The 22069-nt window shown below is 71.6% G+C and carries 15 protein-coding genes; 10 read left to right on the top strand and 5 right to left on the bottom strand.

All coding sequences use genetic code 11. The features are described 5' to 3' along the window. The first annotated feature begins 189 nt into the window (after positions 1-189). From GF068_RS28655 to GF068_RS28675, 5 genes are read left to right on the top strand one after another with little or no spacing between them, the layout of a single operon-like run. Positions 190-747 carry an NADAR family protein gene (locus GF068_RS28655; RefSeq protein WP_153822672.1) on the top strand — a complete coding sequence of 186 codons (558 nt, stop codon included), beginning with the start codon at positions 190-192 and terminating at the stop codon, positions 745-747. 47 nt (positions 748-794) lie between these two features. Further along, positions 795-2267 carry a serine/threonine-protein kinase gene (locus GF068_RS28660; protein ID WP_153822673.1) on the top strand — a complete coding sequence of 491 codons (1473 nt, stop codon included), beginning with the start codon at positions 795-797 and terminating at the stop codon, positions 2265-2267. Positions 2268-2284: 17 nt separating this feature from the next. Continuing rightward, positions 2285-3277: a tetratricopeptide repeat protein gene (locus GF068_RS28665; protein WP_153822674.1), complete on the top strand. Its 993-nt coding sequence runs from the start codon at positions 2285-2287 to the stop codon at positions 3275-3277. Beyond that, a complete protein-coding gene (locus GF068_RS28670; protein WP_153822675.1) occupies positions 3277-4578 on the top strand; it encodes a hypothetical protein in 1302 nt (433 codons plus the stop codon). Before GF068_RS28665 ends, GF068_RS28670 begins: the two co-directional genes overlap by 1 nt. A gap of 19 nt (positions 4579-4597) precedes the next feature. Next, positions 4598-5188, top strand: coding sequence for a Uma2 family endonuclease (locus GF068_RS28675; protein WP_153822676.1), 591 nt, complete (start codon positions 4598-4600; stop codon positions 5186-5188). Positions 5189-5191: 3 nt separating this feature from the next. On the opposite strand, the gene GF068_RS28680 is transcribed toward GF068_RS28675, so the two are convergent. Next, entirely contained in the window at positions 5192-5770 is a 579-nt protein-coding gene (locus GF068_RS28680; protein WP_153822677.1) for a prolyl hydroxylase family protein, read from the bottom strand. A gap of 106 nt (positions 5771-5876) precedes the next feature. On the opposite strand from GF068_RS28680, the gene GF068_RS28685 reads away from it, so the two are divergent. Together GF068_RS28685 and GF068_RS28690 are read left to right on the top strand one after the other, a co-directional pair. Beyond that, positions 5877-8474 (top strand): helix-turn-helix domain-containing protein, encoded by a 2598-nt coding sequence (locus tag GF068_RS28685; protein WP_153822678.1) that lies wholly within the window; start codon positions 5877-5879, stop codon positions 8472-8474. A 240-nt stretch (positions 8475-8714) separates the two neighbouring features. Further along, positions 8715-10139 (top strand): serine hydrolase domain-containing protein, encoded by a 1425-nt coding sequence (locus tag GF068_RS28690; protein ID WP_170319736.1) that lies wholly within the window; start codon positions 8715-8717, stop codon positions 10137-10139. Positions 10140-10194: 55 nt separating this feature from the next. Here GF068_RS28690 and GF068_RS44455 read toward each other — a convergent pair whose 3' ends face one another. Continuing rightward, positions 10195-12876 (bottom strand): hypothetical protein, encoded by a 2682-nt coding sequence (locus GF068_RS44455; protein WP_153822680.1) that lies wholly within the window; start codon positions 12874-12876, stop codon positions 10195-10197. A gap of 261 nt (positions 12877-13137) precedes the next feature. Here GF068_RS44455 and GF068_RS28700 point away from each other — a divergent pair, with 261 nt between their 5' ends. From GF068_RS28700 to GF068_RS28710, 3 genes are read left to right on the top strand one after another with little or no spacing between them, the layout of a single operon-like run. Further along, positions 13138-14034, top strand: a complete 897-nt coding sequence (locus tag GF068_RS28700) for a DUF58 domain-containing protein (RefSeq protein WP_153822681.1) — start codon at positions 13138-13140, stop codon at positions 14032-14034. Between the two features lies 1 nt (position 14035). Beyond that, positions 14036-16027: a vWA domain-containing protein gene (locus tag GF068_RS28705; RefSeq protein ID WP_153822682.1), complete on the top strand. Its 1992-nt coding sequence runs from the start codon at positions 14036-14038 to the stop codon at positions 16025-16027. Then, positions 16024-19143, top strand: coding sequence for a VWA domain-containing protein (locus GF068_RS28710; RefSeq protein WP_338046607.1), 3120 nt, complete (start codon positions 16024-16026; stop codon positions 19141-19143). The genes GF068_RS28705 and GF068_RS28710 overlap by 4 nt, the downstream gene beginning before the upstream one ends. A 38-nt stretch (positions 19144-19181) precedes the next feature. Here the strand turns inward: GF068_RS28710 and GF068_RS28715 are convergent, their stop codons facing one another. From GF068_RS28715 to GF068_RS28725, 3 genes are all read right to left on the bottom strand, one after another. Next, positions 19182-20285: a PHP domain-containing protein gene (locus GF068_RS28715; protein WP_153822683.1), complete on the bottom strand. Its 1104-nt coding sequence runs from the start codon at positions 20283-20285 to the stop codon at positions 19182-19184. Positions 20286-20343: 58 nt separating this feature from the next. Beyond that, complete coding sequence (locus tag GF068_RS28720; RefSeq protein ID WP_153822684.1) at positions 20344-20868, bottom strand: hypothetical protein; 525 nt, start codon at positions 20866-20868, stop codon at positions 20344-20346. A 121-nt stretch (positions 20869-20989) separates the two neighbouring features. Further along, a complete protein-coding gene (locus tag GF068_RS28725) occupies positions 20990-22069 on the bottom strand; it encodes a sulfate/molybdate ABC transporter ATP-binding protein (RefSeq protein ID WP_338046608.1) in 1080 nt (359 codons plus the stop codon).

The raw sequence follows: 22069 nt of genomic DNA on the forward strand, positions 1-22069 counted from the left end.
TCGCTCGAAGAACGGCGGGGCGGGTGGTTTCTTAGAAAAAAAGTGCGCGGGGCGTGTCGGGGCGCTCCGGGTGGCTCTTTTCAAGCCCTAGCCCAGACGTTGCCTCCGCGCACCGGCGATCCCCGCGCCGACCCACCGGAGGGGCGAGGACACTTCCTCCCCGGCGTTGCGATGGGTTAGGATCCCGTCATGGACGTCGCCACCCTGATCGCCCGGCGAGACCGCGGCGAGCCGCTCGATTTCTTGTTCTTCTGGGGCCATACGCCGGGCAAGGACGGCGAGCTCGGCGCGTTTTGTTTGAGCCAATGGTATCCCGCGCCGTTCGTCGTCCGCGGCGATCGATATGCCGCCGCCGAACATTTCATGATGGCCGAGAAGGCGCGGCTCTTCGGGGACGAGGAGACACGCGCGAAGATCCTCGCGACGGACGATCCGGGCAAGGCGAAGGCGCTCGGGCGCAAGGTGCGCAATTTCGACGAGGCGCGGTGGCGCGAGTTTCGGTACACGATCGTGGTGGAGGCGAGCCTCGCCAAGTTCGGGCAGAACGCGGCGCTCGGGGATTGGCTCCGGAAGACCGGGACGAAGATCCTCGTGGAGGCGAGCCCCAGGGACGCGATCTGGGGGATCGGGCTCGGGGCGTCGGATCCACGCGCGACGGACCCGCGGGCCTGGCCGGGGCTGAATTTGCTGGGGTTTGCGCTCATGGAGGCGCGACAAGGGCTTGCCGACGCGGCGCGTCCTCGATAGGCTCTCCCGTCCCGAATCCCGAGGGCGATAGGCGACGCGCGCAGCCGATGAGTCGTGAGAGCGAAATCGATGTTCCGGTGAAGGCGGGCGACGTGATCGCCGGGAAATACCGCGTCGACCGGGTGCTCGGCGTGGGCGGCATGGGGGCCGTCGTCGCCGCCGAGCACACCGACCTCGAGCAGCGGGTCGCGATCAAGTTCATGCTGGAGGCCGCCGCCAAGAACGAGGTGGGCAAGAAGCGCTTTTTGCGCGAGGCCCAGGCGGCGACGAAGCTCAAGAGCGAGCACGTCACGCGGATGCTCGACTTCGGCACGCTCGAGGACGGGGTGCCGTACCTCGTGATGGAGCTGCTCGAGGGCGAGGACCTCGACGCGATGATTCGCGCCGCCGGGAAGCTGCCGATCGAGGAGGCGTGCGAGATCGTCCTGCAGACCTGCGAGGCGCTCGCCGAGGCGCACGGGCGCGGCATCGTGCACCGGGACATCAAGCCGGCGAACCTCTTCGTGACCCGCCGCGCGGACGGGAGCCCCGCGGTGAAGGTGCTCGATTTCGGAATCGCCAAGCACCAGGATCCAGGGGCGATCGACGGCACCGCGCTCACGCGCAGCAACGCGCTGCTCGGCTCGCCGATGTACATGTCGCTCGAGCAGTTCCGCGCGGCGCGTGAGGTCGACGCGCGCAGCGACGTCTGGTCGCTCGGCGTGGTCTTGTACAAGGCGCTCACCGGGGCGATGCCCTTCGTCGCCGATTCGCTCGGATCGCTCATCATGGTGCTGATGACCGAGGATCCGGAGCCGCCCGCGCGCCTCCGCGAGGACCTGCCCGGAGCGCTCGGCGATGTGGTGCTGCGTTGCCTGCAGAAGGCCCCGGCGGATCGATTCCAGAGCGTCGCCGAGCTCGCGGACGCCCTCGCCCCGTTCGCGCCCGAGCGGTCGAGGCCGCTGCTCGATCGAATCCACGCGCACCTCGCCGCCCCGCAGGGCGCGGGCCACGCGCCGTCCGAGAAGACCGGAGATACGTCGCCCGGACAAACCACGGGTTCGACGCGCCTCGGGAAGAGCTCGTCCTCGGGCGAGCGCGCCTCGGCGCCCCCGATGGGGAAGACGGCCGCGACGTGGACGCAGACCGAGCCGGGGGCGCGGCCCTCGCGATCGGGGAAATGGTTCGTCCTGACAGGCGTGGCCGCGCTTCTGCTGGGCATTGCGGGGGCGCGCCTGCTCGGCGGGCGCGGCGAGGGGAAGGGCGTGACGGCGGAGCCGCCGCCGCCGCCGGCGGTCGAGGCGCCTCCGCCCGCCGTGACCGTCGCGCCTTCGCCGAGCGTGACCGTCGCGCCGGCCCCGAGCCCCGAGCCCAGCGACGCCGCGCCGCCCGCGTCGGCGACGGCGTCCGCGCATGCGGCGACGCCCAGGGTCGCGGCGCCATTGAAGACCGGCGCCGCCGGGGCGAAGCCTGCTACGACCGAGGCGCCGAGCGCGGCGCCCGCGCCGAGCCTCGTCCCCGATTTCGGAGGTCGAAAGTGAGGAGGCGCGCGGCCGGCTTGCTCCTCGTTTCGGCGCTCCTCGGCGGCGCGCGGCCCGGCTTCGCGCAGCAGGGCGACGCCGCCGCGGCCGAGCACCTCTTCCAGGAGGCGCTCGCCCTCATGGCCAAGGGTGATTACGAGCAGGCTTGCCCGCGGCTCGCCGAGAGCCACAAGCTCGATTCGGGCATCGGCACGTTGCTTTACCTCGGCGACTGTCAGGAAAAACTCGGCAAGACGGCGAGCGCCTGGGCGACCTTCCGCGAGGCGGCCTCGGCCGCGCGCCGAGCGGGCCAACCGGAGCGCGAGAAGGTGGGCCGCGAGCGGGCGGACGCCCTCGAATCCGTGGTCTCGCGCCTCGTCATCGAGGTGCCCGCGGAGCTGCCGCGTGAGGGCCTCGTCCTGCGCCGGGACAAACAGGAGGTGTCGGCCGTCCTCTGGAATACCGCGGTGCCGATCGATCCGGGGACGTACACGATCGAGGCGACCGCGCCGGGGAAGGTGCCTTTTTCGGCGACCGTGGTGATCGAGCGTGGGGGCGGGACGAAGACCGTGGCCGTGCCGCCGCTCGAGGACGTGAAGATCGTGGCGGCGCCGGCTCCCCTCGAGGTCGCGAAGGCGCCGCCGCCGCCGCCGCCGCCGCCGCCCTCGCCGCCCAGGCGCAAATGGCCCGATCCGCTCGGGATCGCCGGTATCGCCGCCGCGGGCGCGGGCTTCGTCACGATGGGCGTCTCGCTGGGCGTGGGGCTCGCGGCGCGCGCGCGGTTCGACGAATCCGCGCCGTATTGCGACGCGACGTATTGTGATCGGGAGGGCGTCGCGATTCGCAAGGACGCGCTCGACATGGCGCGCGTCGGGACGGGGGTCTTCGTCCCCGGGGCGATCTTCGCCTCGGTGGGCACCATGCTCTTCGTCATCTCCCTCGCGACGCGGCAGCCCTCGGATGCCTCGGGCAAAACGAGCGCCGCGCTCACGCTCGGGCCCGGGGGGCTCTCCGTGCGAGGGAGCTTCTGATGCGCATTCGTCCTGCCAATCTCGTTGTCGTCCTCGGGGCGCTCGGAGGGCTGGGCCAGGCGGGGTGCCACTCGGTCTTCGGCATCGAGGAGGGCGTGCTCCGCCCGAGCTTCGAGGTCTCCGGCGCGATCGAGCGCGACACCACGTGGTATGCGGATCAGACGCCGATCCTCGCGGGATATGTGACGGTCGAGCCGGGCGTGACGCTCACGATCGAGCCGGGCACGCAGATCCTCGCCCACGCGGAGGGCGGGATCCTGGTGAAGCCGGGGGCCCGTATCCTCGCGCGGGGCACGAAGGAAGCGCCGATCGTGTTCACGAGCGCCGAGGCCACTCGCGCCGAGGGCGATTGGCGTGGGCTCATCGTTTGTGGTCGCGCTCCGCTCAATGGATCACCCGGCGGCGTACGCCAGCTCGACGTCCTTCCCCCCGGCGTCAGCGCCGCCTGCGGCGGGACCGACGACGACGACGATAGCGGCGAGATTCGTTACGTGCGAATCGAGTTCGCGGGTCGGAACGATGGGCTCGAAGGCTCGCCGGGCGGGTTCCGGCTCGAGGGCGTCGGCAATCGCACGGTCGTCGATCACGTGCAGCTCCACCGCACCGAGGGCGACGGCATGGATCTGCGGGGCGGGACGGTCTCGGTGAAGTACATCCTCGTCACGTTGTACGAGGACGACGGCTTCGACTGGGCGCTCGGCTGGCGCGGCAAGGGGCAATTCATCGGCGTCGTCATGGGCGACATGCGGGGCGACACGGGCATCCAGGCTGGACAGGGCACGAGTGACTCCGTTATCGACGGCGCGGGCACGGCGCCCTCGGATCCCTTGCTCTACAACGTGACGCTCGTGGGGATGGAGGACCAGTACGGGCCGAACGTGAAGCTGCGGGGCGCGACGCGGGGGCGGATGTTCGACATGCTGGTGGCGAGCGCGGGCGTGTCGAGCCTGGGCATCGACGAGGAGCCGACGCACCAGAATGCGAACCAGGGGCTGCTCGACATCCGCCATTCGATCTTCGCGAGCGACGACAATTTCGAGGACGACGAGCCGGGCTTCGCGGAGTCGATCTGGGCGATGGCTCCCGGGCGGAAGAATCGGGCTCTCTCGGCGGAGGAGAGCGGGTTGCCGCTCTTCACCGGGGAGACGGTCCACCTGTCGCTCGTGAGCGGCGCGGCGGGGCTCTCGGGGGCGATCGCGCCGCCGGACGACGGGTTCTTCGATCCGACGGCGCTCTTCGTGGGCGCTTGTGGCGAGCTCTGCCCGGAGTTCGAGGGGTGGACGGCGTTTCCCGCGCGCTGAAATGTGGTAAGGTAGGCGCATGTCGGATCCGGCTCGTACGTTGAAGCGTCCGAAGACCTGGGAAGACCTGGAAGATTTGCCCGAGGGGGTCGTCGGGGAGATCGTGGGCGGGGAGGTCGTCCTTCTGCCTCGGCCAAACCCGCCGCACGGGCGAGCGCAGGCGAGGTTGACGATGAAGATTGGCGCCCCCTTCGATCTGGGCGACGGGGGGCCGGGGGGCTGGGCGATCCGCGTCGAGCCCCGCGTCCAGTTCGGCGAGGACATCCGCGTGCCCGATCTGGCCGGCTGGCGAATCGAGCGCTTCGAGGAGCCGAAGGAAGGCCCGTTCGTCGTCGTCCCGGACTGGGTTTGTGAGGTCCTCTCGCCGGGCACGGCTCGCTCGGACAAACGGGAGAAGCTCTGGCTCTACGGTCATCACGGCGTCCGCCATTACTGGATCATCGATACGGAGCTCCAGCTCCTCGAGGTCTACCGGCTCGAGGGCAAGGTCTGGGTCGTCGCCGCGAGGTTTGGCGGGGATGAACGCGTCCGCGCCGAACCGTTCGACGCGATCGAGCTCGATCTCTCCCTGCTCTGGATGCCCCCTCCCGCCGCGCCTCCCGCCCCCTGACCTTCACCCCCGCCGATACATCACGTCCGTTCGGAGCACGTATTTCGTCCCCTCGATCACCGGCGCTCCCCGGTGGTACAGCGGGTGCGAAAACACGAGCGCCATTCCTCGCTGCGGCGTCACGCGGAGCTCGTCGTCCGTCACGAACATGAAATCCGTCGTCCCGCCGACGCAGTCGTCGTTCAGGTAAAAGATCAACGTCAAGAGGCTCTGCTCCTCCTGCGAGCGGAGGAACGCGCCGTCCCTGTGCCAGTCGAACTGCTGCCCCGGCGTGTAGCGGTAATACCGGAATCGCTCGTTCAACCCCACGGGGCGATACACGCCGAGCTGCGAGGGCACGTAGGCCGATATTCGCGGCCAGAGCTTCGCCGCGAGCGCCGGGTCGTCCTGCATCACGCGCCGGTTGTTCCGGATGTCCGGCGCCATCATGAACTTGTTCGCGCCCACCGTGATCGGCGCGTCCGAGAAGCCGTGGGCCTCGGCGCGCTGGATGAGCTCCGCGCACTCGGCGGGGCGGAGGACGTTCGAGAGCGTGAAGAGCTCCCGATCGGAGGAGAGCAGGCGTTTCTCGATCGTGTTCATGCCCGTCAGCATGCGGCCGCGCCGGGCACGAGGACAGGGCAGAACCGGGCAGCCACCGGGCAGAGGTGGACAGGAGCGCCGCCCGGATGGATGATGCAACGGGCGAATGGCGCAGCGGTTCAACCACGAGGCCTTGCTGCGGGCGCGCCTCGAGCTCGACCTCACCCAGGAGGCGCTCGCGGCCTCGGTCGGCGTCGACGTGCGCACCTATCGAAGGTACGAGTCCGGCGAGGTCAACGAGGGCGGCTTCTCGGTCCGGCAGCCGGCGCGGCGAAAGCTGCTCGAACGGCTCGGCGCCGAGCTCGGGCTCGACCCGGCCGACCTCGTGATCGAAGCCGCCCCCGAGCCTCCCCCGCCGCTCGCCCCGCCCGAACCGAAGCTCTTTCGGCCCGAGTTCGTGCACACGCTGCAACACGCGCCGTTTTTCGTGGGGCGCGAGGACATCCTCGCCGAGCTCTGGGCCTGGGTCGAGGCGCCCGAAAAGCGGGAGGGGCCGGGCGTGGTCGCGCTCGTGGGCGTGGGCGGCGCGGGGAAGACGGCCATCGCCGAGCGATTGATCGCGCGCTTCGGGGACGGGCCGCGGCCGGGCGGCGTGTTCGTGTGGAGCTTTTACGACGACGAACGCACGGAGGTGTTCCTGGCCCACGCCGTGCGGTATTTCGCGGGCGCGGAGGCGCCGGCCGGCGAGCGGCTCGAGAGGCTCTGCGCGGCGCTCGGGAGCGGCCCGCCCCACCTCGTCGTGCTCGACGGGCTGGAGACCGTGCAGGCCGCGGGTGGCGCTTCACGCGCCCATGGCGAGCTGGAAGATCCGCTCCTCCGCCGCCTGCTCATCAGCCTCGCGCGGGGCCTCGGGGCGGCGCGCGCCCTCGTCACGTCGCGGTTCTTGCTCGGCGACCTCGCGCCCTGGGCCGACGGCGGCGCGCGCACCGTGAAGCTCGGGCCGCTCTCCGCGACGGACGCCGAGCGGTTGCTCCGGTCGTGGGGCGCGAACGCGGACGGCGACGCCCTCGCGCGGGTCGTCCGGGCCTCCGGCGGGCATGCGCTCTCGCTCGCCGTGGCCGGCTCGTACGCGGGCGCCTTCCTCGGCGGGGACCTCTGCCCGCTCGATCCGCTCGATCTCGCCGAGGCCGCGCGGGACGATCCGCTCGCGCGCCGCCTCGCTCGGGTCCTCTCGGCATACGCGGCCGCCTTGCCCGCCGCCGAGCGTGACCTGCTCGCGCGCCTCTCCGCGCTCTCGGCCGGCGCCGACGAGGACGCGCTCCTCGCGCTCGCCTCCGCCTCCCCGCGTGTCGCGGGCGCCCTCGCCGGGGCCTCGGCCGAGGTCCTGCGCCGCGCGCTCGCCCGCCTCGAGCGGCTCGGGCTCGTCTTTCGCGCGGGGGGCGATCCGCCGCGTTTTTCGTCGCACCCCTTCGTGCGGGACCATTTCCGCTCGTTGCTCACCGTCGCTCCTTCGGCCGTGCAGGCCGCCATGACGCCGCCGTCCGAGGGCACCCTGATCTTCGCGCCCCGGCAAAAACCCCGGGATGCGAGCCGCCTCGACGCGCTGGAGGAGGTCGTCCGCGCGCTCGTCGCCGCCGGCAAGGCGACGGAGGCGTATCGGGTGTATTCGCAGACGATGGGAGCGTTTTCGCACCTCGGGCTCGTTCTCGGCGAGATGAGCCGCGGCGCGCGGATCCTGCGGCTGTTTGGCGAGACAACCGACCCGGCCTCCCCCGCCACCTCGCTCCCGTTCGGGTGGCGCCTCTCGCTCCTCTACGAGCGCGGGCTTTATGCAGGGGCGCTCGGCGACCTCGTGTTCGCCCTTCGCTCCTACGCGGAGCACAACCGCCTCGTCGAAGGGACGTCCGAAACATCCCACTTCATCACGGGTTTGCGTACATTGGCATATACGGAGCGCCTCGCGGGGGCGCTCTCGGCGGCGCGGGCGCACGCGTCGCGGTCGCTCTTGCTGGCGGAGTCGGCCGGGCTCTCGACACACGTCACGCGGGCCCTCGCGCTTCACGCGGCCATCACCCACGACCTCGGGGACGTCTCCGCCGCGCAGGCGGGCTTCGCGCGGCTCGTGGCGATGGGGGACGCGCGGGTCGCGCGGCGGGGGCTCTGGGAGGCAGAACACCTCCTCGCGCTCGGAGAGCTCTCGGAGGTGGTCGAGATGACCGAGGCCAACGTGGCCGCCTGCGAGCGCCTCGGCTGGGCCGGGCACGCGGCGCAGGGGCACGTGCTGCTCGGGCTCGCCGTGGCCGACGTGGACCCGGCCGGGGCCGAGCGGAGGCTCTCCGCGGCGCGGACGTGGGTCGCGGTCTCGGGCGAGGTGGAGATGGCGGCGCGCGTACACGAGCTCGCGGCGCGGATCGCGCTCGCGCGGGGGGCTTTGTTCGAGGCGGCGCGGGAGGCGCTCACCGGCGAGCGGCTCGCGGAGGCATGTGGGCTGGCTCTCTTTCGGGCGCGGCTCTTCGCGCTTGGGCTCGAGGTCGCGCTCGCGCGGGGCGACGAGGAGGCGGCGGAGCGGGCCAAGGACGCGCCGCGCCGGGTCCTCGCCGAGGACGCCTGGGGCCGCGCGGACGTCCTGCACTGGGCCGGGCTCTGCCTCGCGAGCGCGGGGGACGCGGCGCTCGCCCAGCGGTACCTCGAAGAGGCGCTTGCCACGCGGGAGCGTCTCGGTCATCCGGGGCAGGACGCGACCCGACGCGCGCTTCGGACATGAAATGTCCTGGTCTCGCGATGTACCAGGGTTCACAGGCATCCAACCTGGCGGCTATGCTCGTAAGTTCCCGGATTGTCGACGAGTGCACGTAACGACCGACGTCCCCACGCCGGACGTCTCGGGGACATGGCGACGGAGCACGGACCCGGCGTCGTCCCTGCGCACGACACGTATCGAGCGCCGCCACGATCCGCATCACCCTGGGATCTTCACGGTCCTTTCTCCCTCGATGGAGGAATCATGAAACAACTCGCTTTCGCGGCGCTCTTCAGCTCGATCCTCGTGACGCCGGCTCTCTCCTTCGCCACGGCATCGAGCTCGACGCGCCCCTATGTCTTGCAGTACGGCTCGTCGCCCGGGCAGGTGAACATGGACGCCTGCACCCTCGACGCGGCCTCCGACCACGTACGCGACGTGGTGAACGCCGGCGTCATCGACGGGGCGGTGCTCCTCGTCGCGCGCCACGGCAAGGTCGTCCTTCACCGCGCCTATGGCCGCCGTGACGGCAACTTCGCGGGCCCCGCCGCCGAGAACCCGTCGATGTCGCGCGACGCCATCTTCGACCTGCAGTCGATCACCAAGACCTTCACCGCGTACATCGCGGTGGACCTCCACGACCAGGGGCTGCTCGACCTCTCGGCGCCGGTGGCGAACTACCTGCCGGAGTTCAACACGCCGGAAAAATCGGGCGTGCTCGTGCGTGACCTCGTCCGGTTCACCTCGGGCCACTCGATCGACGCCGCCGCCTCGCTCGTCGGCGACCCCGATCCCTGGGGCACGATGCTCGCCGAGGGCCTCGTCGCCACGCCGGGGACGATGGTCTTCTACAGCGACATCGGCTACCGCCTGCTCGGCCGCGTCCTCGAGGCCGCGGGCGGGCTGCCGCTCGACGAGCTCGTGCAGGAGCGGCTCACCGGGCCGCTCGGCATGAAGGACACGGCCTGGCAGCCGCTCGTCAACATGCCGAGCAAGGCGCTCCGGTTCGCCGGCACGGGATACTCGTCCGTGCGCGAGACGAACGGCGCGCCGAGGTACTTGCGGGGCGAGACGGCGGACGAGCAGGACGCCTGGATCGAGTCGCACACGCACGCGGCGACGGGCTGCGACGGGGCCTTCTCGACGGCCTGGGATCTGGCGCTCTTCGGGCAGATGTTCCTGAACCGCGGGGCGCGCGTCGTGGGCTATCCGGGCTGGGGTTACTGCACGCCCTGGATGTGGACGTGTGACATCGAGCTGCTCGCGTCCCCGGCGCTCGTCGAGGCGACGATCGACCTGCAGACGAAGGACGCCTCGGGCGCGCCGCTCGGCATCCACGGCGCGACGTCGAGCTGGCTCGACGACCTGCTCTTCGCGAACAAGAGCTACGGCTGGGAGCTCGCCGACGCCGACCCCGGGGCGCACGTGGTCACCGGGCTCTACGCGTCGCCGTCGGCGGTGTCGAAGATCGGCGGCGCCGGCACGTTCCTCACGGTCGACCCGGATCCTTCGCGTGACCTCGTCGTGGTTCTCTTGACGAACCACGGCCTGCCCTCGTTCGTCGGGCCGGACGGCATCCAGGTCGACGGGAGCGGCAACCTGATCTGGCCTGGGTACGAGAACATGCTGAACGGCATCGCGCCGAACATCGTGAACGACCTCGTGCAGCTCGCGATCACGGGGCCGTGACGAGGCGCGAGGGGGCGAGGGCCACGCGTTTGGCGCTCGCCCCTTCGGGATCGTTTCAGGGGATCAGGGTGGGGTTCGGGTAGCAGCAGCCGGTGATGCAGCTCTCGCCGGCGGGGCAAGGATCCTGGCCGGGCTGGCCGCACTTCTGCACGCCGACCGGGCAGGACTGCTCCACGCATTCGGGCGGCAGGTCCGGCTTGCCGATGCAGACCTCGCAGTCCTCGCAGGTGTTGAGGCAGGCGGTGACCTGCGTGCACGGCTTGCACATCGACGGATCGTTGATCGTGTTGATGTTGCAGCTCCCCGTGCCGGAGGGGTTCTCCGAGCCGAGCCAGACCGTGTAAGGCAGGCCGGGCAGGGCGCAGCAGCCGAAGCAGTCACAGCCGTTCGGCGTCAGCGGGCCGCAATAATCGAGGCAGGCCTGCGATTGCGACTGGAATGCCTGGGCGCACGTGCCGCCGTAGCCCGGGATGCTCGTGCTCGGGTTGTACGCGCACTGGCTGCCCTCCGGCGGGTAGTCGGGGGCGACGGAGAGCGGGTCGCACTTGTGGCTCCAGAAGCAATCGTCGTTGCCCGCGCCGGTGTCCTGATCGAAGTAACAATCGGACTTGCAGGGCGAGTTGTTCTGGCCGGAGATGCCGCCGTAGAAGCTGTCCTCGGTGTTGTCGCAGGGGCCGAGGCATTGCTCGTCGGCCGCGTCGGTCTTGCAGTCGCCGTCGTTGTCGATGCAGTCGCCGCAGGCGTAGGTCTTCCCCTGGCAGGTCGCGGGCTGGCAGAAGTTGCCGCAGCCGCCCTGCGCGGGGTCGCACGTCTCGCCGCAGCCGCAGAGGCCGTTGTTCGGGATGCCCTTGCAGGCGTCGAGGATCGGGTCGCAGACGTCGCTCGTGCAGGCGATGCCGTCGTTGCAGACGGGCGGCGAGCCCGCGTTGCAGCCGGTCGCCGAGCAGGTCTCGGTGCCGTTGCAGAAGAGGCCGTCGTCGCAGATGAAGTCCTGCGGGAAGTGCGCGCAGGTGCCCGTGGGGTCGCTGCACTGGTCGTAGGTGCACGCGACGCCGTCGTCACAGTCGACGGGCGTGCCGCCCATGCAGCCGACGAGCGGGTTGCAGGTCTCGACGCCGTTGCAGGTGAAGCCGTCGTTGCAGACGTCGTCGTTCGGCGTGTTCGTGCACGCGCCCGTCTGCGGGTCGCAGGCGTCGGCGGTGCAGGGCACGCCGTCGTTGCAGTTGACGGGCGCGCTCGCCTTGCAGACGACGTCGCAGTACTCGACGCCGTTGCACGCGTCGCCGTCGCTGCACTCGGCGTCCGTCGTGCAGGGCTGGGCCGTCGTGCAGCCGCCGATCTGGGGCACGCAGAGCTCTCCCGCGGGGCACTTGCTGCTGTCCGCGGTCGAGGTGCAGGCGCCGTTTGGCTCCTGGCAGGCCTCGTTCGTGCAGGCGATGCCGTCGGACGCGCAGATCACGGCCGTGCCGGCCTTGCAGCCCGTGCCGGCGGCGCCGCCGATCGGGTCACACGACTCGACGCCGTTGCAGATCTGGCCGTCCTGGCAGGCCGCGTGGTTCGGCAAGAAGACGCACTTCTGTTGCCCGTTGTCGCAGCTATCGGCCGTGCAGGAGAGGTTGTCGTTGCAGACGACCGGCGTCCCGGGCTGGCAGCCGACGCCCGCCGCGCAGGTCTCGACGCCGTTGCAGAAGGCGCCGTCGTCGCAGGCCACGTTGCTCGGCGCGTTCGTGCAGCCATCGGTGGCCTCGTCGCAGCCGTCGGTCGTGCAGGTGATGCCGTCGTTGCAGTCGACGGGCGCGCCGGGCTTGCAGCCGGCGAGTTTGTCGCAGGTCTCGGCGCCGTTGCAGAACAGGCCGTCCGTGCACTTGCCGTCGTTCTCGACGTGCTTGCAGCCGCCGGAGGCCTGGTCGCAGAAGTCGTCGGTGCAGGCGACGCCGTCGTCGCAGTCGAGCGGCGTCCCTGCCTTGCACCCGAGCACGCCGCACGTCTCGACGCCGTTGCAGGCGACGTTGTCGTCGCAGAGGCTGTCGCTCGGCATGTTCATGCAGCCGTCGAACTGCTCGTTGCAGGTGTCGACGGTGCACGAGATGCCGTCGTCGCAGGGCGATCCGGAGCTCGGCGTGCAGCCGGTGACGGGATCGCCGTTCGAGGGGTCGCAGGTCTCGACGCCGTCGCAGAACTGGCCGTTGTCGCAGGCCGCGCGGCTCGGCGTGTTGACGCATGCGCCGGAGACGCACGTGTCGACGGTACACCCGATGGCGTCGTCGCAATCGGCGTTGCTCACGCATTCGGGCGTCTGACCGCCCATGCCGCCGGTGCCGGCCATGCCGCCGGTGCCGGCCATGCCGCCCATGCCGCCGGTGCCGGCCATCACGCCGCCGCCCATGCCGCCGACGCCGCCGAAGCCACCGCTGCCGGCCATGACGCCGCCGATGCCGCCTGCGCCGCCGGAGCCGCCGATGCCGCCTGCGCCGCCTGCGCCGCCCGCACCTCCGAGCCCGCCTGCGCCGCCGATGCCGCCCGCGCCGCCTGCGCCGCCCGCGCCGCCGATGCCGCCCGCACCTCCGAGCCCGCCCGCGCCGCCGAAGCCGCCCGCACCGCCTGCGCCGCCTGCGCCGCCGTTGCCGCCGGAGCCGGCCATGATGCCGCCGTTGCCGCCGCTCCCGGCCTGGGTCGACGCGCCGGCCCCGCTCGAGATGTCACCGCCGCCACCACACCCGATCGCGGCCAATGCCACCCACGCGAACCAATGAGGTCTCGATCTCCGCCGCTCGAGCATGGCCAACTCCCTTTCGCAAGAAGCCGTTCGACCGCTCAGTGTAAGCGAAAAACTACGCTGACGCGGTATGGTAAATGTTGTTACCACCTCTTCTTCCTTTGATTGTTGCGCAAACCACATGTTTGTGAACCGGGCCACGGAGGTGGCGTGGTCCTGGGCCCGAGGGCGTGGTGCGCGACGCTCTCGACGCCGCGGCGGCGCTGGGCCAGAAGGGCTCGGATGCAGGAGACTCGTCCGGGGATCCCCTCCCGGCTCCTCGATCCGGCTTTTGTTCGCGAGCTCGAGGTGCTCAGGCGGCGGCTCGAGATCCGCGCGCGCTCGGGCGCCTCGGGCGAACACGCGGCGCGGCGGCGCGGCGGCTCGGCCGAGTTCCAGGAGCACAGGCCCTACAGCCCCGGCGACGACCTGCGCCGCATCGACTGGGCCGCCTACGCGCGCACCGACGAGCCGGTGCTGAAGCTCTTTCGCGCCGAGGAAGACGTCATCGTGCGGCTGCTCGTGGACACGTCGGCGAGCTTGGATTTCGGCGAGCCGCCGAAGTTCGAGGCCGCGTGCCGCATCGCCGCGGCGTTCGGGTACATGGCCCTCGCGGCCTCGGAGCGGGCGCAGGTGATCTCGGCAGGGGAGGGGATCCAGCGCGAAGAGACGCCGGTGCGAGGCCGGAGCGGGCTGCCGTCGCTGCTGCGCGCGCTCGGGGCGATCACGCCGGGCGGCGGGACGGATCTCGCCCGCGCCATCGATCGGCTGATACAAAAGAACAAGCGTGCAGGCATGCTCCTCGTCGTCTCCGATTTCCTCGACGGCGGTCCGCTCGGCCCGGCGCTCGCGCGCGCGGCGGCCGCGGGCCACGATCTCGTGCTCGTGCAGGTCGTCGCGCCCGAGGAGATCGAGCCCCCATACGAGGGCGACTGGGCGCTCGAGGACGCCGAGACCGGCGCGGTCGTCGAGGTGACCATGGATGCCGCGGCGATCGAGGCGTACGTGCTCCGGTTCGCGGGCCTCTGCGAGGAGCTCAGGCAAATGGCGAAGCGGCTGCGCGCGACGTACGTGCGGGTTCGTACGGACGAACCCCTGGAGAGCGCGGTCCGAAGGATCGTGTCGAGGAGCATCGATTAGGATGTCCTCGCCGCTCGATCTGCTCGCGCCGAAGGGGCTCGCGCTCCTCGGGCTGCTCGGCCCGCTGGTCGTGCTCTACATCCTGAAGGTGCGGCGCAAGAAGAAGCGCGTCGCCTCGACGTGGCTCTGGGCCTCGGCCAAGCGCGACCTCATCGCGCGCTCGCCCTTCCAGAAGCTCATCGCGCAGGTGCCGCTGATCCTGCAGGCGCTCGCGCTGCTGCTCCTCGCGTTCGCCCTCGCGCGCCCGGCGACGCGGGGCCGGGCGATCACGGGGGATCACCTCGCGATCATCGTGGACGCGAGCGCGTCGATGTCGGCCGAGAGCGCGGCCGGGGCGGAGACGAAGTCGCGGATGGAGCTCGCGCGCAAGGTGGCGGAGGACATCCTGTCGTCGCTCGGCCCGGGCAGCGACGCGCTCCTGCTCGAAGCGGGGCGCGACGCGCGCGTGGTGGCGCCTCTCGATCGCGACGTGGTGCGGCTCAAGGCCGCGCTGAAGGCGCTGCGCGTGCACGACGTGGAGGGCGACCTCGGCGCGGCCGTGGCGCTCGCGGTGGATCGGCTCAGGCAGCTCGGGGGATCGCGGAGGATCGTGGTGATCACGGACGGCAACCTCGCGGCCCCGACGGCGCTCTCGGGCGCGTCCTTGCCGATCGAGGTGATCACCGTGGGCACGCCGGTGGAGAACGCGGCCATCGTGCGCGTCGACGTGCGGTCGGGGATCGAGCCGACGCTGAAGCGCGAGCAGGTGCAGGCCTTCCTCGTGGTGGCGAACTTCGGCAAGGCGCCGCGCGAGCTCTACGTGACGATGCGCGAGGACAACGCGTCGGACATCCTCGCCTCGCGGAAGATCCTGGTCGCGCCGGGTGAACGTCAGGCCGTGGTGCTCGATTTCCTCCCGGCGCCGGGTGACTACCGGCGCGGGCTCCTCTTCGACATCGCGCCGCACGACGCGATGGAGGTCGACGACATGGCCTTCGCGCGCGTGCCGGCCGGGGACAAACTGCCCGTCGCGTACGTGGCGCCCGATCCGCAGAACATCTCGCCGTGGATCGAGCGGGCGATCGTGAGTGATCCGGCGACGACGCTGAAGACGATGTCGGTGGCGGAGCTCGGCAAGCCGGGCGCGGTCGAGATGGATTCGTTCGTCGTGGTGGAGGGGGCGTGCCCGGACTTCGTGCCGGGCGGGGACCTCCTGATCGTCGCGCCGCCGCCGGGTCGTTGCTTCGGCACGGTGGTCGGCAGGACGCTCGAGAGCCCGGCGATCACGTCGTGGGAGAGCGGCGACGCGCGCATGCGGTTCCTCTCGCTCGACGGCGTGTCGATCTCACGCGCGGCCGCGCTCAAGCCCGAGGGTCCGACGCAGGAGCTCATCCGCACGCAGGACGGCACGATCGCGACCGACATCTCCACGCCGACGCGCACGGGCACGCTGCTCGGCTTCGACGTCGGCGACAGCGACTGGCCGCTCAAGGCGAGCTTCGTGCTCTTCATGCGCAACCTGCTCGAGCAGGCGCGTATCCACCGCGCGCACGGCATCACGGGTCCCGCGCGCGCGGGCGAGCCCTTGCGCGTGCGTTTGCCCGCGTCGGCGAAGGACGTGGAGGTGAAAGGCCCGACCGGCGACAGGCTCGACGTGTCGCTGCGCGGCGGGCTCGCGGTCGTGCCGGAGATCTCGAAGGTCGGCCTCTACCAGCTCGCGTGGCAGGGCCCCGAGGCCGGCTCGTTCGTGGCCCCGGCGAACCTGACGAGCGCGGCCGAGAGTGACCTCGGCAGCGTGATGGCCCCGGCCGGATCGGGCGCGGACGCGGTCAAGGTGACGGCCGCGGGCGCGGAGCCCGACGCGCACAACGAGTGGGGCTGGGTGCTCGCGCTCGTGGCTCTCGGCTTCGTGGTCTTCGACGTCTGGTACCTGACGCGCAAGCCCCGCCTCGCGCCCACCGCGCCCGCCGAGCCGAAGCGACCGCCGGCGCCGGAGAGGAGGGCCGCGGCGTGATTCCGAGCCATCTGCGCCCGTACCTGCCCTTCGTCGTCGTGGCCTTGGGCCTCTTCGTGTTCGTCCTCGTCGCGCGCTGGGTGATCCGCGCGGCGGCGCTCACGAAGCGCAAGGTCCTGCTCGCGGGGATGATCCTGGGCGCGCTGCCGGCGCTCTACGTGGGCCTCGTCTGGACGGGCCTCGTCCCCGGCGGTTATCTGCGCCTCGCGCGGCCGCAGATCACGCTGCTCGTGCTCGCGTCGACCACGTTCGTCGCCTACCGCATGGCGACCGGCTGGACAAACCAGGGCCCCTTCCGCACGCGGCTCGGGGATCTGCTCGCCCAGCTCGCCACGTTCATCGCGGCCATGGCCGCCGCGGGCCCCGAGCTCGGCCGGCCGCTCGACAGGCTCACGGTGCTCGTGGCGATCGATCGCAGCCGCTCGATCGACCTCGTCCCGAGCGCGGAGCAACGCATCAAGCAGGAGCTCGCGGTCGCCGAGCTCGGGATGCGCGAGGAGGATCGGATCGGGACGATCATCTTCGGCGCGGACGCGGCCACGGAGGACCCGCCGCGGCCGAAGTCGGACCTGCCCGCGCCGCAACGCGTCTCGGTGGGGCGCGACGGGACCGACCTCGGCGCGGCGATCCGGCGCGCGCTGGCCGAGGTCCCCGCCGACAGCGCCGCGCGGATCGTGATGCTCTCGGACGGCGTGGTCACGCGCGGCGACACCATGGCCGCGGCCGCGGCGGCCGTCGCGGCGGAGATCCCGGTCGACGTGGTGCCGCTCGAGCAGCGCTCGATCCCCGACATCCGCGTGGTCGCGCTCCGGGCGCCGACACGCGCCGACGAGGGCGAGCCCATCGATCTGCGCCTCGTGACCTCGTCGCCGAGCCCCGCCGCGATCCAGATCCGGCTCCGGCGCGACGGCGAGCTCATCGCCGAGGCGGGCGCGAAGATCGCCGCGGGTGAGGACGTCCTGCGCATCCGCGAGAAGGCGCCCGGCCCGGGCTTCCACCGCTACGACGTGGAGATCACGGCGGCCGATCCGGCGCTCGATCAATCCCCGGAGGACAACGCCGGCAGCGCGTTCATGCGCGTGCGGGGTCAGGCCTCGGCGCTCGTGCTCGACGGCGACGCGGGCAAGACCGGCTTCCTCGCGCGGGCGCTCGAGGCCGCGGCCTTCAGGGTGGACGAGGGCTCGACGAGCAGCGTGCCCGCGGATCTCGCGGGCCTCGTCGGCTACGACCTCGTCGTGATGGGCGACGTGCGCGCCTCGGATCTATCGCCCGGCCAGATCGACGCGCTCGCGAGTTACGTGCGTGACCTCGGCGGCGGCCTGCTCCTCATGGGCGGGGATCGCAGCCTCGGGCCGGGCGGGTATGCGCGTACGCCGATCGAAGAGGTCTCGCCCGTATCGTTCGACCTCAAACAAGAGCGGCGCCGCGCCAGCCTCGCCGAGGTGATCGGGATCGACATCTCCGGCTCGATGGCGGCCTCGGCCGGCGCGCACACGAAGCTCGAGCTCGCCAACGAGGCGGCCGCGCGCAGCGCCGCGTTGCTCGGCGCCGGCGATCGGCTCGGCGTCCTGCACGTCGACACCGCGGTCAACTGGAGCGTCCCGCTCGGCCCGGTGAGCGACAAGGCCGGGATCGACCGAGCGATCCGCGGCGTGGGCCCCGGCGGAGGCGGCATCCTCGTCGACATCACGCTCGAGGCCGCGTACGCCGCGCTCGCGAAGGAGAAGGTCAACCTCAAGCACGTGCTCCTCTTCGCCGACGGCTCCGACGCCGAGCAGATGGGCCCGTGCCGCACGATGGTCTCGAACGCGCTTCGCGCCGGCATCACCACGAGCGTCGTCGCCCTCGGCAACGGCGGCGACGTGCCCGAGCTCGAGACGCTCTCGCGCCTCGGCAGCGGCCGCTTCTACCTCATCGAGGACGCCAACCGCCTGCCCGCCGTCTTCACGCAGGAGACGATCCTCGCCGCGCGCTCGTCGATCGTGGAGAAGGAGTTCCGCGCCTCGCGCAGCGCGCCGTCCCCGATCCTCTCGGGCGTGCCGCTCGACGAGGCGCCCTCGCTCGACGGGTACGTCGTGACGATCCCCAAGGGCCGCGCGAGCGTGCTTTTGACCGGCCCCGAGGGCGATCCGATCCTCGCGGTGTGGTCGGCGGGCGTCGGTCGCGCGGGCGCCTTCACGAGTGACCTCAAGGATCGCTGGGGCAGCCGTTGGACGACGTGGCCGGGCGCGGCGCGCCTCGTCGGGCAGCTCGCGCGTGACCTCACCCGCAAGGGCGAAGACGGCCGCGTGCGTGTCGAGGCCGACGCCTCGGGCGGCGAGCTGCACGTGCGGGCCACGGTCGTCGGCGACGACGGCCGCGCGCAGTCGTTCCGCCGCTTGATGGTGCGTGTCGCCGGGCCCGACGGCTTCGTCCGCGAGACGGCGCTCGAGGCCACCGGCGCCGGCGCGTACGCCGCGTCGATCCCGCTCTCGCGCCCTGGCACGTACATCGCGATCGCCAAGGACGAGCAGTCGGGCGACGTCGTCGGCACGGCGGGCGCGGCGCTCACGGCGGGCGAGGAGCTCCGGCCCACGGGCTCGGACGCCGCGCTCCTCGGCCGCATCGCGGACCTCACCGGCGGCAAGCGCCGCGACACGCTCGCCGGCATCTTCGGCGACCGCGCCGCGCGGCGCTTCTCCTACCAGGACATCACGCCCATCCTGATCGCGATGGCCGGCTTCGCGCTCCTCCTCGCAGTGGCGGCGCGTCGCTTCGCCTTGCCGGAGCCCGTCCTCGCCTGGGCCGCCCGCACGCGTGAGGCCCTGCGCGCGAAGCCCTCCGCCGAGGCCCCTGCGCGCCCCGATCCGCGCTCGCCCGACGCCGTCGTGGGCGCGCTCCTCCAGGCGAAAGAGCGCGCCGCCCGCGACCGCGCCGCCCGCGAGGCCCCGCTGCCCGCGGCCTCGGCCGCCGCGCTCGCGCAGCCTCCGCCGGCCGCGACGCGGCCCCAGGCGCACGCCCCGACCGCGGCCCCGCACCCGCCCCAGGGCGCGCCTCCTGCCGGTCCGCCGCAGCCCCGCGCGCTCACGGCGGCCGAGATCCTCCTCGCGCGCCGCAAGGGCCAGCCGCGCTCCTGATCGTCACGACGAACGGTGCGTTCGTCCCAAAAAACGTTTTACCGAACGACTCGATACGCCTGCGTCCAGGCCATCTTCCCGTCCGGCATCGCCACGCGCGCGCGCACCCAGCGCTCGTCTCCGCGGAGCTCGTACGTCGCGTCGCCCTCGGGCCCTCGCTCGATCTTCGCGAGCTCCTTGCCGCCGCCGCCGATGAACGTGACGACCGCGCCTTCTTCTTCCGGCCACACGCTGAGCTTGTTCCCCGTCACGCGGATGCGCGTGAGCGTCACGCCCGACGACGCGTAGAGCCGTCCTTTCGCGAGCCCCTCGCAGATGAGCGCTCGATCCAGCCGCTCCGCGAAGACCTGGACCCAGCCTTTCCCGGGCCGCGCCGGCTTCACGCCTGGCTTCGTCGTCGCGCCGTAGTGATGGGCGTCGTCGACCGCAACGCCCGCGATCGACCATCCCTCGTCGAGCAGCGTGTTCCACACGGCCTCGTGGGACGGCCGCTCCGCGTTGCCCTCCGTGTTCACGAAGGGGTGACCGCTCCAGATCTCGAGCAGCTCCGCGCCGCGCGTGACGCGCACGTCGTCCAGCGTGAGCGCCCAGTCGAAGTTCGGGTGGTTCACGAGGGCGACGCCGCCCTGCGCGTGCACGCGGCTCACGCCGTGCAGCAGCGCCTTCTGCTTCGTCTTGAACTTGCCGCCGCCGATCGTCTTTTTCGTGCAGAGGCCGTTGACGTGGACGGGTTTGCCCTCCGCCAGCATCGTGACCTCTTCGCCCGCGAGGATGAGGAAGTCCTTCCGTTCGAGCGCGGCGAACGTCTTCGGGCTGACGCGGTTCTCGTGATCGGTGAGGGCGAGGAACGTGTAGCCGTGGCCGCGATACCAGCGATACACGTCCTCCGGGGGACGATCGCCGTCGCTCCACTTGCTGTGCGTGTGCAGGTTGCCGCGCTGGAACGTGGAGACGTCGAGCGTCTCGGCGAAGCGCGGAGGACCGAGCTTCGGCGGCTCGAGGTTGATGTTCAGGGTGAGCGGCGCCGCGACGGCCGTGCGCTCGGGCGGGACACGCGTGAACGCGACGATGCCCGCCGCGCCTGCCACGGCGACCCCGACGCCGAGGGCGACATACCGAACCATGCCCGTCTTCGACCGCATCCGCCTTTCCCTGCCCGGCAGGATACCTCTATCGTCCGGAACGCCGAAAGCCGCCGGCTCAGTCGAGGACGAGCCGCACTTTCACGTCGACCTCGATGCCGCCCGGGGGCCACGCCAGAAAGTCCGGGTTCGTACGACCCGTCCACTCGACGCGGACCTTCTTGCCGTCCTCGAAGAAGGGACGCACGTCGCCTTCGTGGAGCACGTCGAGGATGAGGTCGGGCTCCTTCGCGGGGATGTCCGTCTTCGAGACGAGCGGCGTGCGCCCGGTCGATGTCACGGCCTCGCCGAGGATCTGGTCGAGGAACGTCAGGTCCTCGGCGGGCGGCGCGACGGAGACACGCACGAACCCGAGCCGCGCGGCGCCGTACGAGTTGACGTCACCGTCGAGCGTGACCTCGTTCCACCAGAAGAACGTCCCGTCGACGTGCGGGGTGACGGTGAAGTTCGCGTCCACGTCGTGCTCGCTCACGACGGAAGAACACCCGAACGTGCCCATGGCCATCACCGCCCCGACGAGGAGAGCCCACCGCGCCCCGCGCCGATCGTCGCCGCCCACCCTGTGCCCTGCGCTCGATCTCATGAAGCCATTCATCCGGAAAACGTAGCACATCCGCGCCCTCGATCCCGCCGCGCAGGCGCGCACCCGACGCAAGCCCGGATCGAGGCCGAGCGAGCGCTCGGCGTCCGCGTCGCGCCTGCTCCTAGATCGAATAGTCCTGCACGAAGAGCTTGGCTTCGCGCAGGTTCACGAACACGTCCTCGCCCTCCACGAGCCCGAGCTCGGCCACGCGATCCTTCGCGAGCTCCACCGTCAGCGGTTGCCCGTCTTCCAGCCGGAGCTCGATCCGCACCATGAAGCCCACCCGCACGAGGCGCTCCACCCGCGCGGTCGCCACCTCCACGCTGCTGCGCCGCTCCACGCGGCTCGTCACGCCCACGAGCTCGACGTCGTGCGGCCGGACGAACGCGCGTACGCTCGTCCCGTCCCCCGCGCCCGGCGGCGCCGCCGCCGCGAGGCTCCCGAGCGCCGCGCGTCCGCCGCGCACCTCGCCTTCGAGCTCGTTGATCGAGCCCACGAAGCCCGCGACGAACGCCGTCGCCGGCCGATCGTAGATGTCCTCGGGCGTGCCGATCTGCTCCACCTTGCCGCGGTTCATCACGATCACCCGATCCGCCACGCTGAGCGCCTCTTCCTGGTCGTGCGTGACGAACACCGTGGTGATCGATCGCTCCTCGTGCAGGCGCCGCAGCCACTCGCGCAGCTCGAGCCGCACCTTCGCGTCGAGCGCGCCGAACGGCTCGTCGAGCAGGAGCACGCTCGGGCCCGGCGCGAGCGCGCGGGCGAGCGCGACGCGCTGCCGTTGCCCGCCCGAGAGCTCGTGCGGGTACCTCTCGCCGAGCTCCGAGAGCCGCACCAGCGCGAGCAGCTCGTTCACCACGTGATCGATCTCCGCCCGCGGCCGCCGCCGGATCGTCAGGCCAAACGCCACGTTGTCCCGCACCGTCATGTGCCGGAACAAGGCGTAGCCCTGGAACACGAAGCCGATGTTGCGCTCCTGCACCCGCTGGTACGTCACGTCCACGCCGCGCAGGAGCACGCGACCTCCGTCCGGCGCCTCGAGCCCCGCCAGGATCCGCAGCACCGTCGTCTTGCCGCCGCCGCTCGGGCCGAGCAGCGCGACGAGCTCGCCCGTCCCGATCTCGAACGACACGTCGTCGACCGCGCGCGCGCCGCCGCCGCCGGAGAACCGCTTCACGAGCGCACGCGCCACGATACCCAC

Source organism: Polyangium spumosum (assembly GCF_009649845.1).
In the GTDB taxonomy this organism is placed as follows: domain Bacteria; phylum Myxococcota_A; class Polyangia; order Polyangiales; family Polyangiaceae; genus Polyangium; species Polyangium spumosum.

What these genes read in the sequence shown, in the direction of transcription:
- GF068_RS28705 (WP_153822682.1), top strand. Translation starts at nt 14,036, where the DNA reads ATGTCCTCGCCGCTCGATCTGCTCGCGCCGAAGGGGCTCGCGCTCCTC.
- GF068_RS28680 (WP_153822677.1), bottom strand. Translation starts at nt 5,770, where the DNA reads ATGAACACGATCGAGAAACGCCTGCTCTCCTCCGATCGGGAGCTCTTC.
- GF068_RS28690 (WP_170319736.1), top strand. Translation starts at nt 8,715, where the DNA reads ATGAAACAACTCGCTTTCGCGGCGCTCTTCAGCTCGATCCTCGTGACG.
- GF068_RS28670 (WP_153822675.1), top strand. Translation starts at nt 3,277, where the DNA reads ATGCGCATTCGTCCTGCCAATCTCGTTGTCGTCCTCGGGGCGCTCGGA.
- GF068_RS28655 (WP_153822672.1), top strand. Translation starts at nt 190, where the DNA reads ATGGACGTCGCCACCCTGATCGCCCGGCGAGACCGCGGCGAGCCGCTC.
- GF068_RS28675 (WP_153822676.1), top strand. Translation starts at nt 4,598, where the DNA reads ATGTCGGATCCGGCTCGTACGTTGAAGCGTCCGAAGACCTGGGAAGAC.
- GF068_RS28685 (WP_153822678.1), top strand. Translation starts at nt 5,877, where the DNA reads ATGGCGCAGCGGTTCAACCACGAGGCCTTGCTGCGGGCGCGCCTCGAG.
- GF068_RS28660 (WP_153822673.1), top strand. Translation starts at nt 795, where the DNA reads ATGAGTCGTGAGAGCGAAATCGATGTTCCGGTGAAGGCGGGCGACGTG.
- GF068_RS28715 (WP_153822683.1), bottom strand. Translation starts at nt 20,285, where the DNA reads ATGCGGTCGAAGACGGGCATGGTTCGGTATGTCGCCCTCGGCGTCGGG.
- GF068_RS28700 (WP_153822681.1), top strand. Translation starts at nt 13,138, where the DNA reads ATGCAGGAGACTCGTCCGGGGATCCCCTCCCGGCTCCTCGATCCGGCT.
- GF068_RS28720 (WP_153822684.1), bottom strand. Translation starts at nt 20,868, where the DNA reads ATGAGATCGAGCGCAGGGCACAGGGTGGGCGGCGACGATCGGCGCGGG.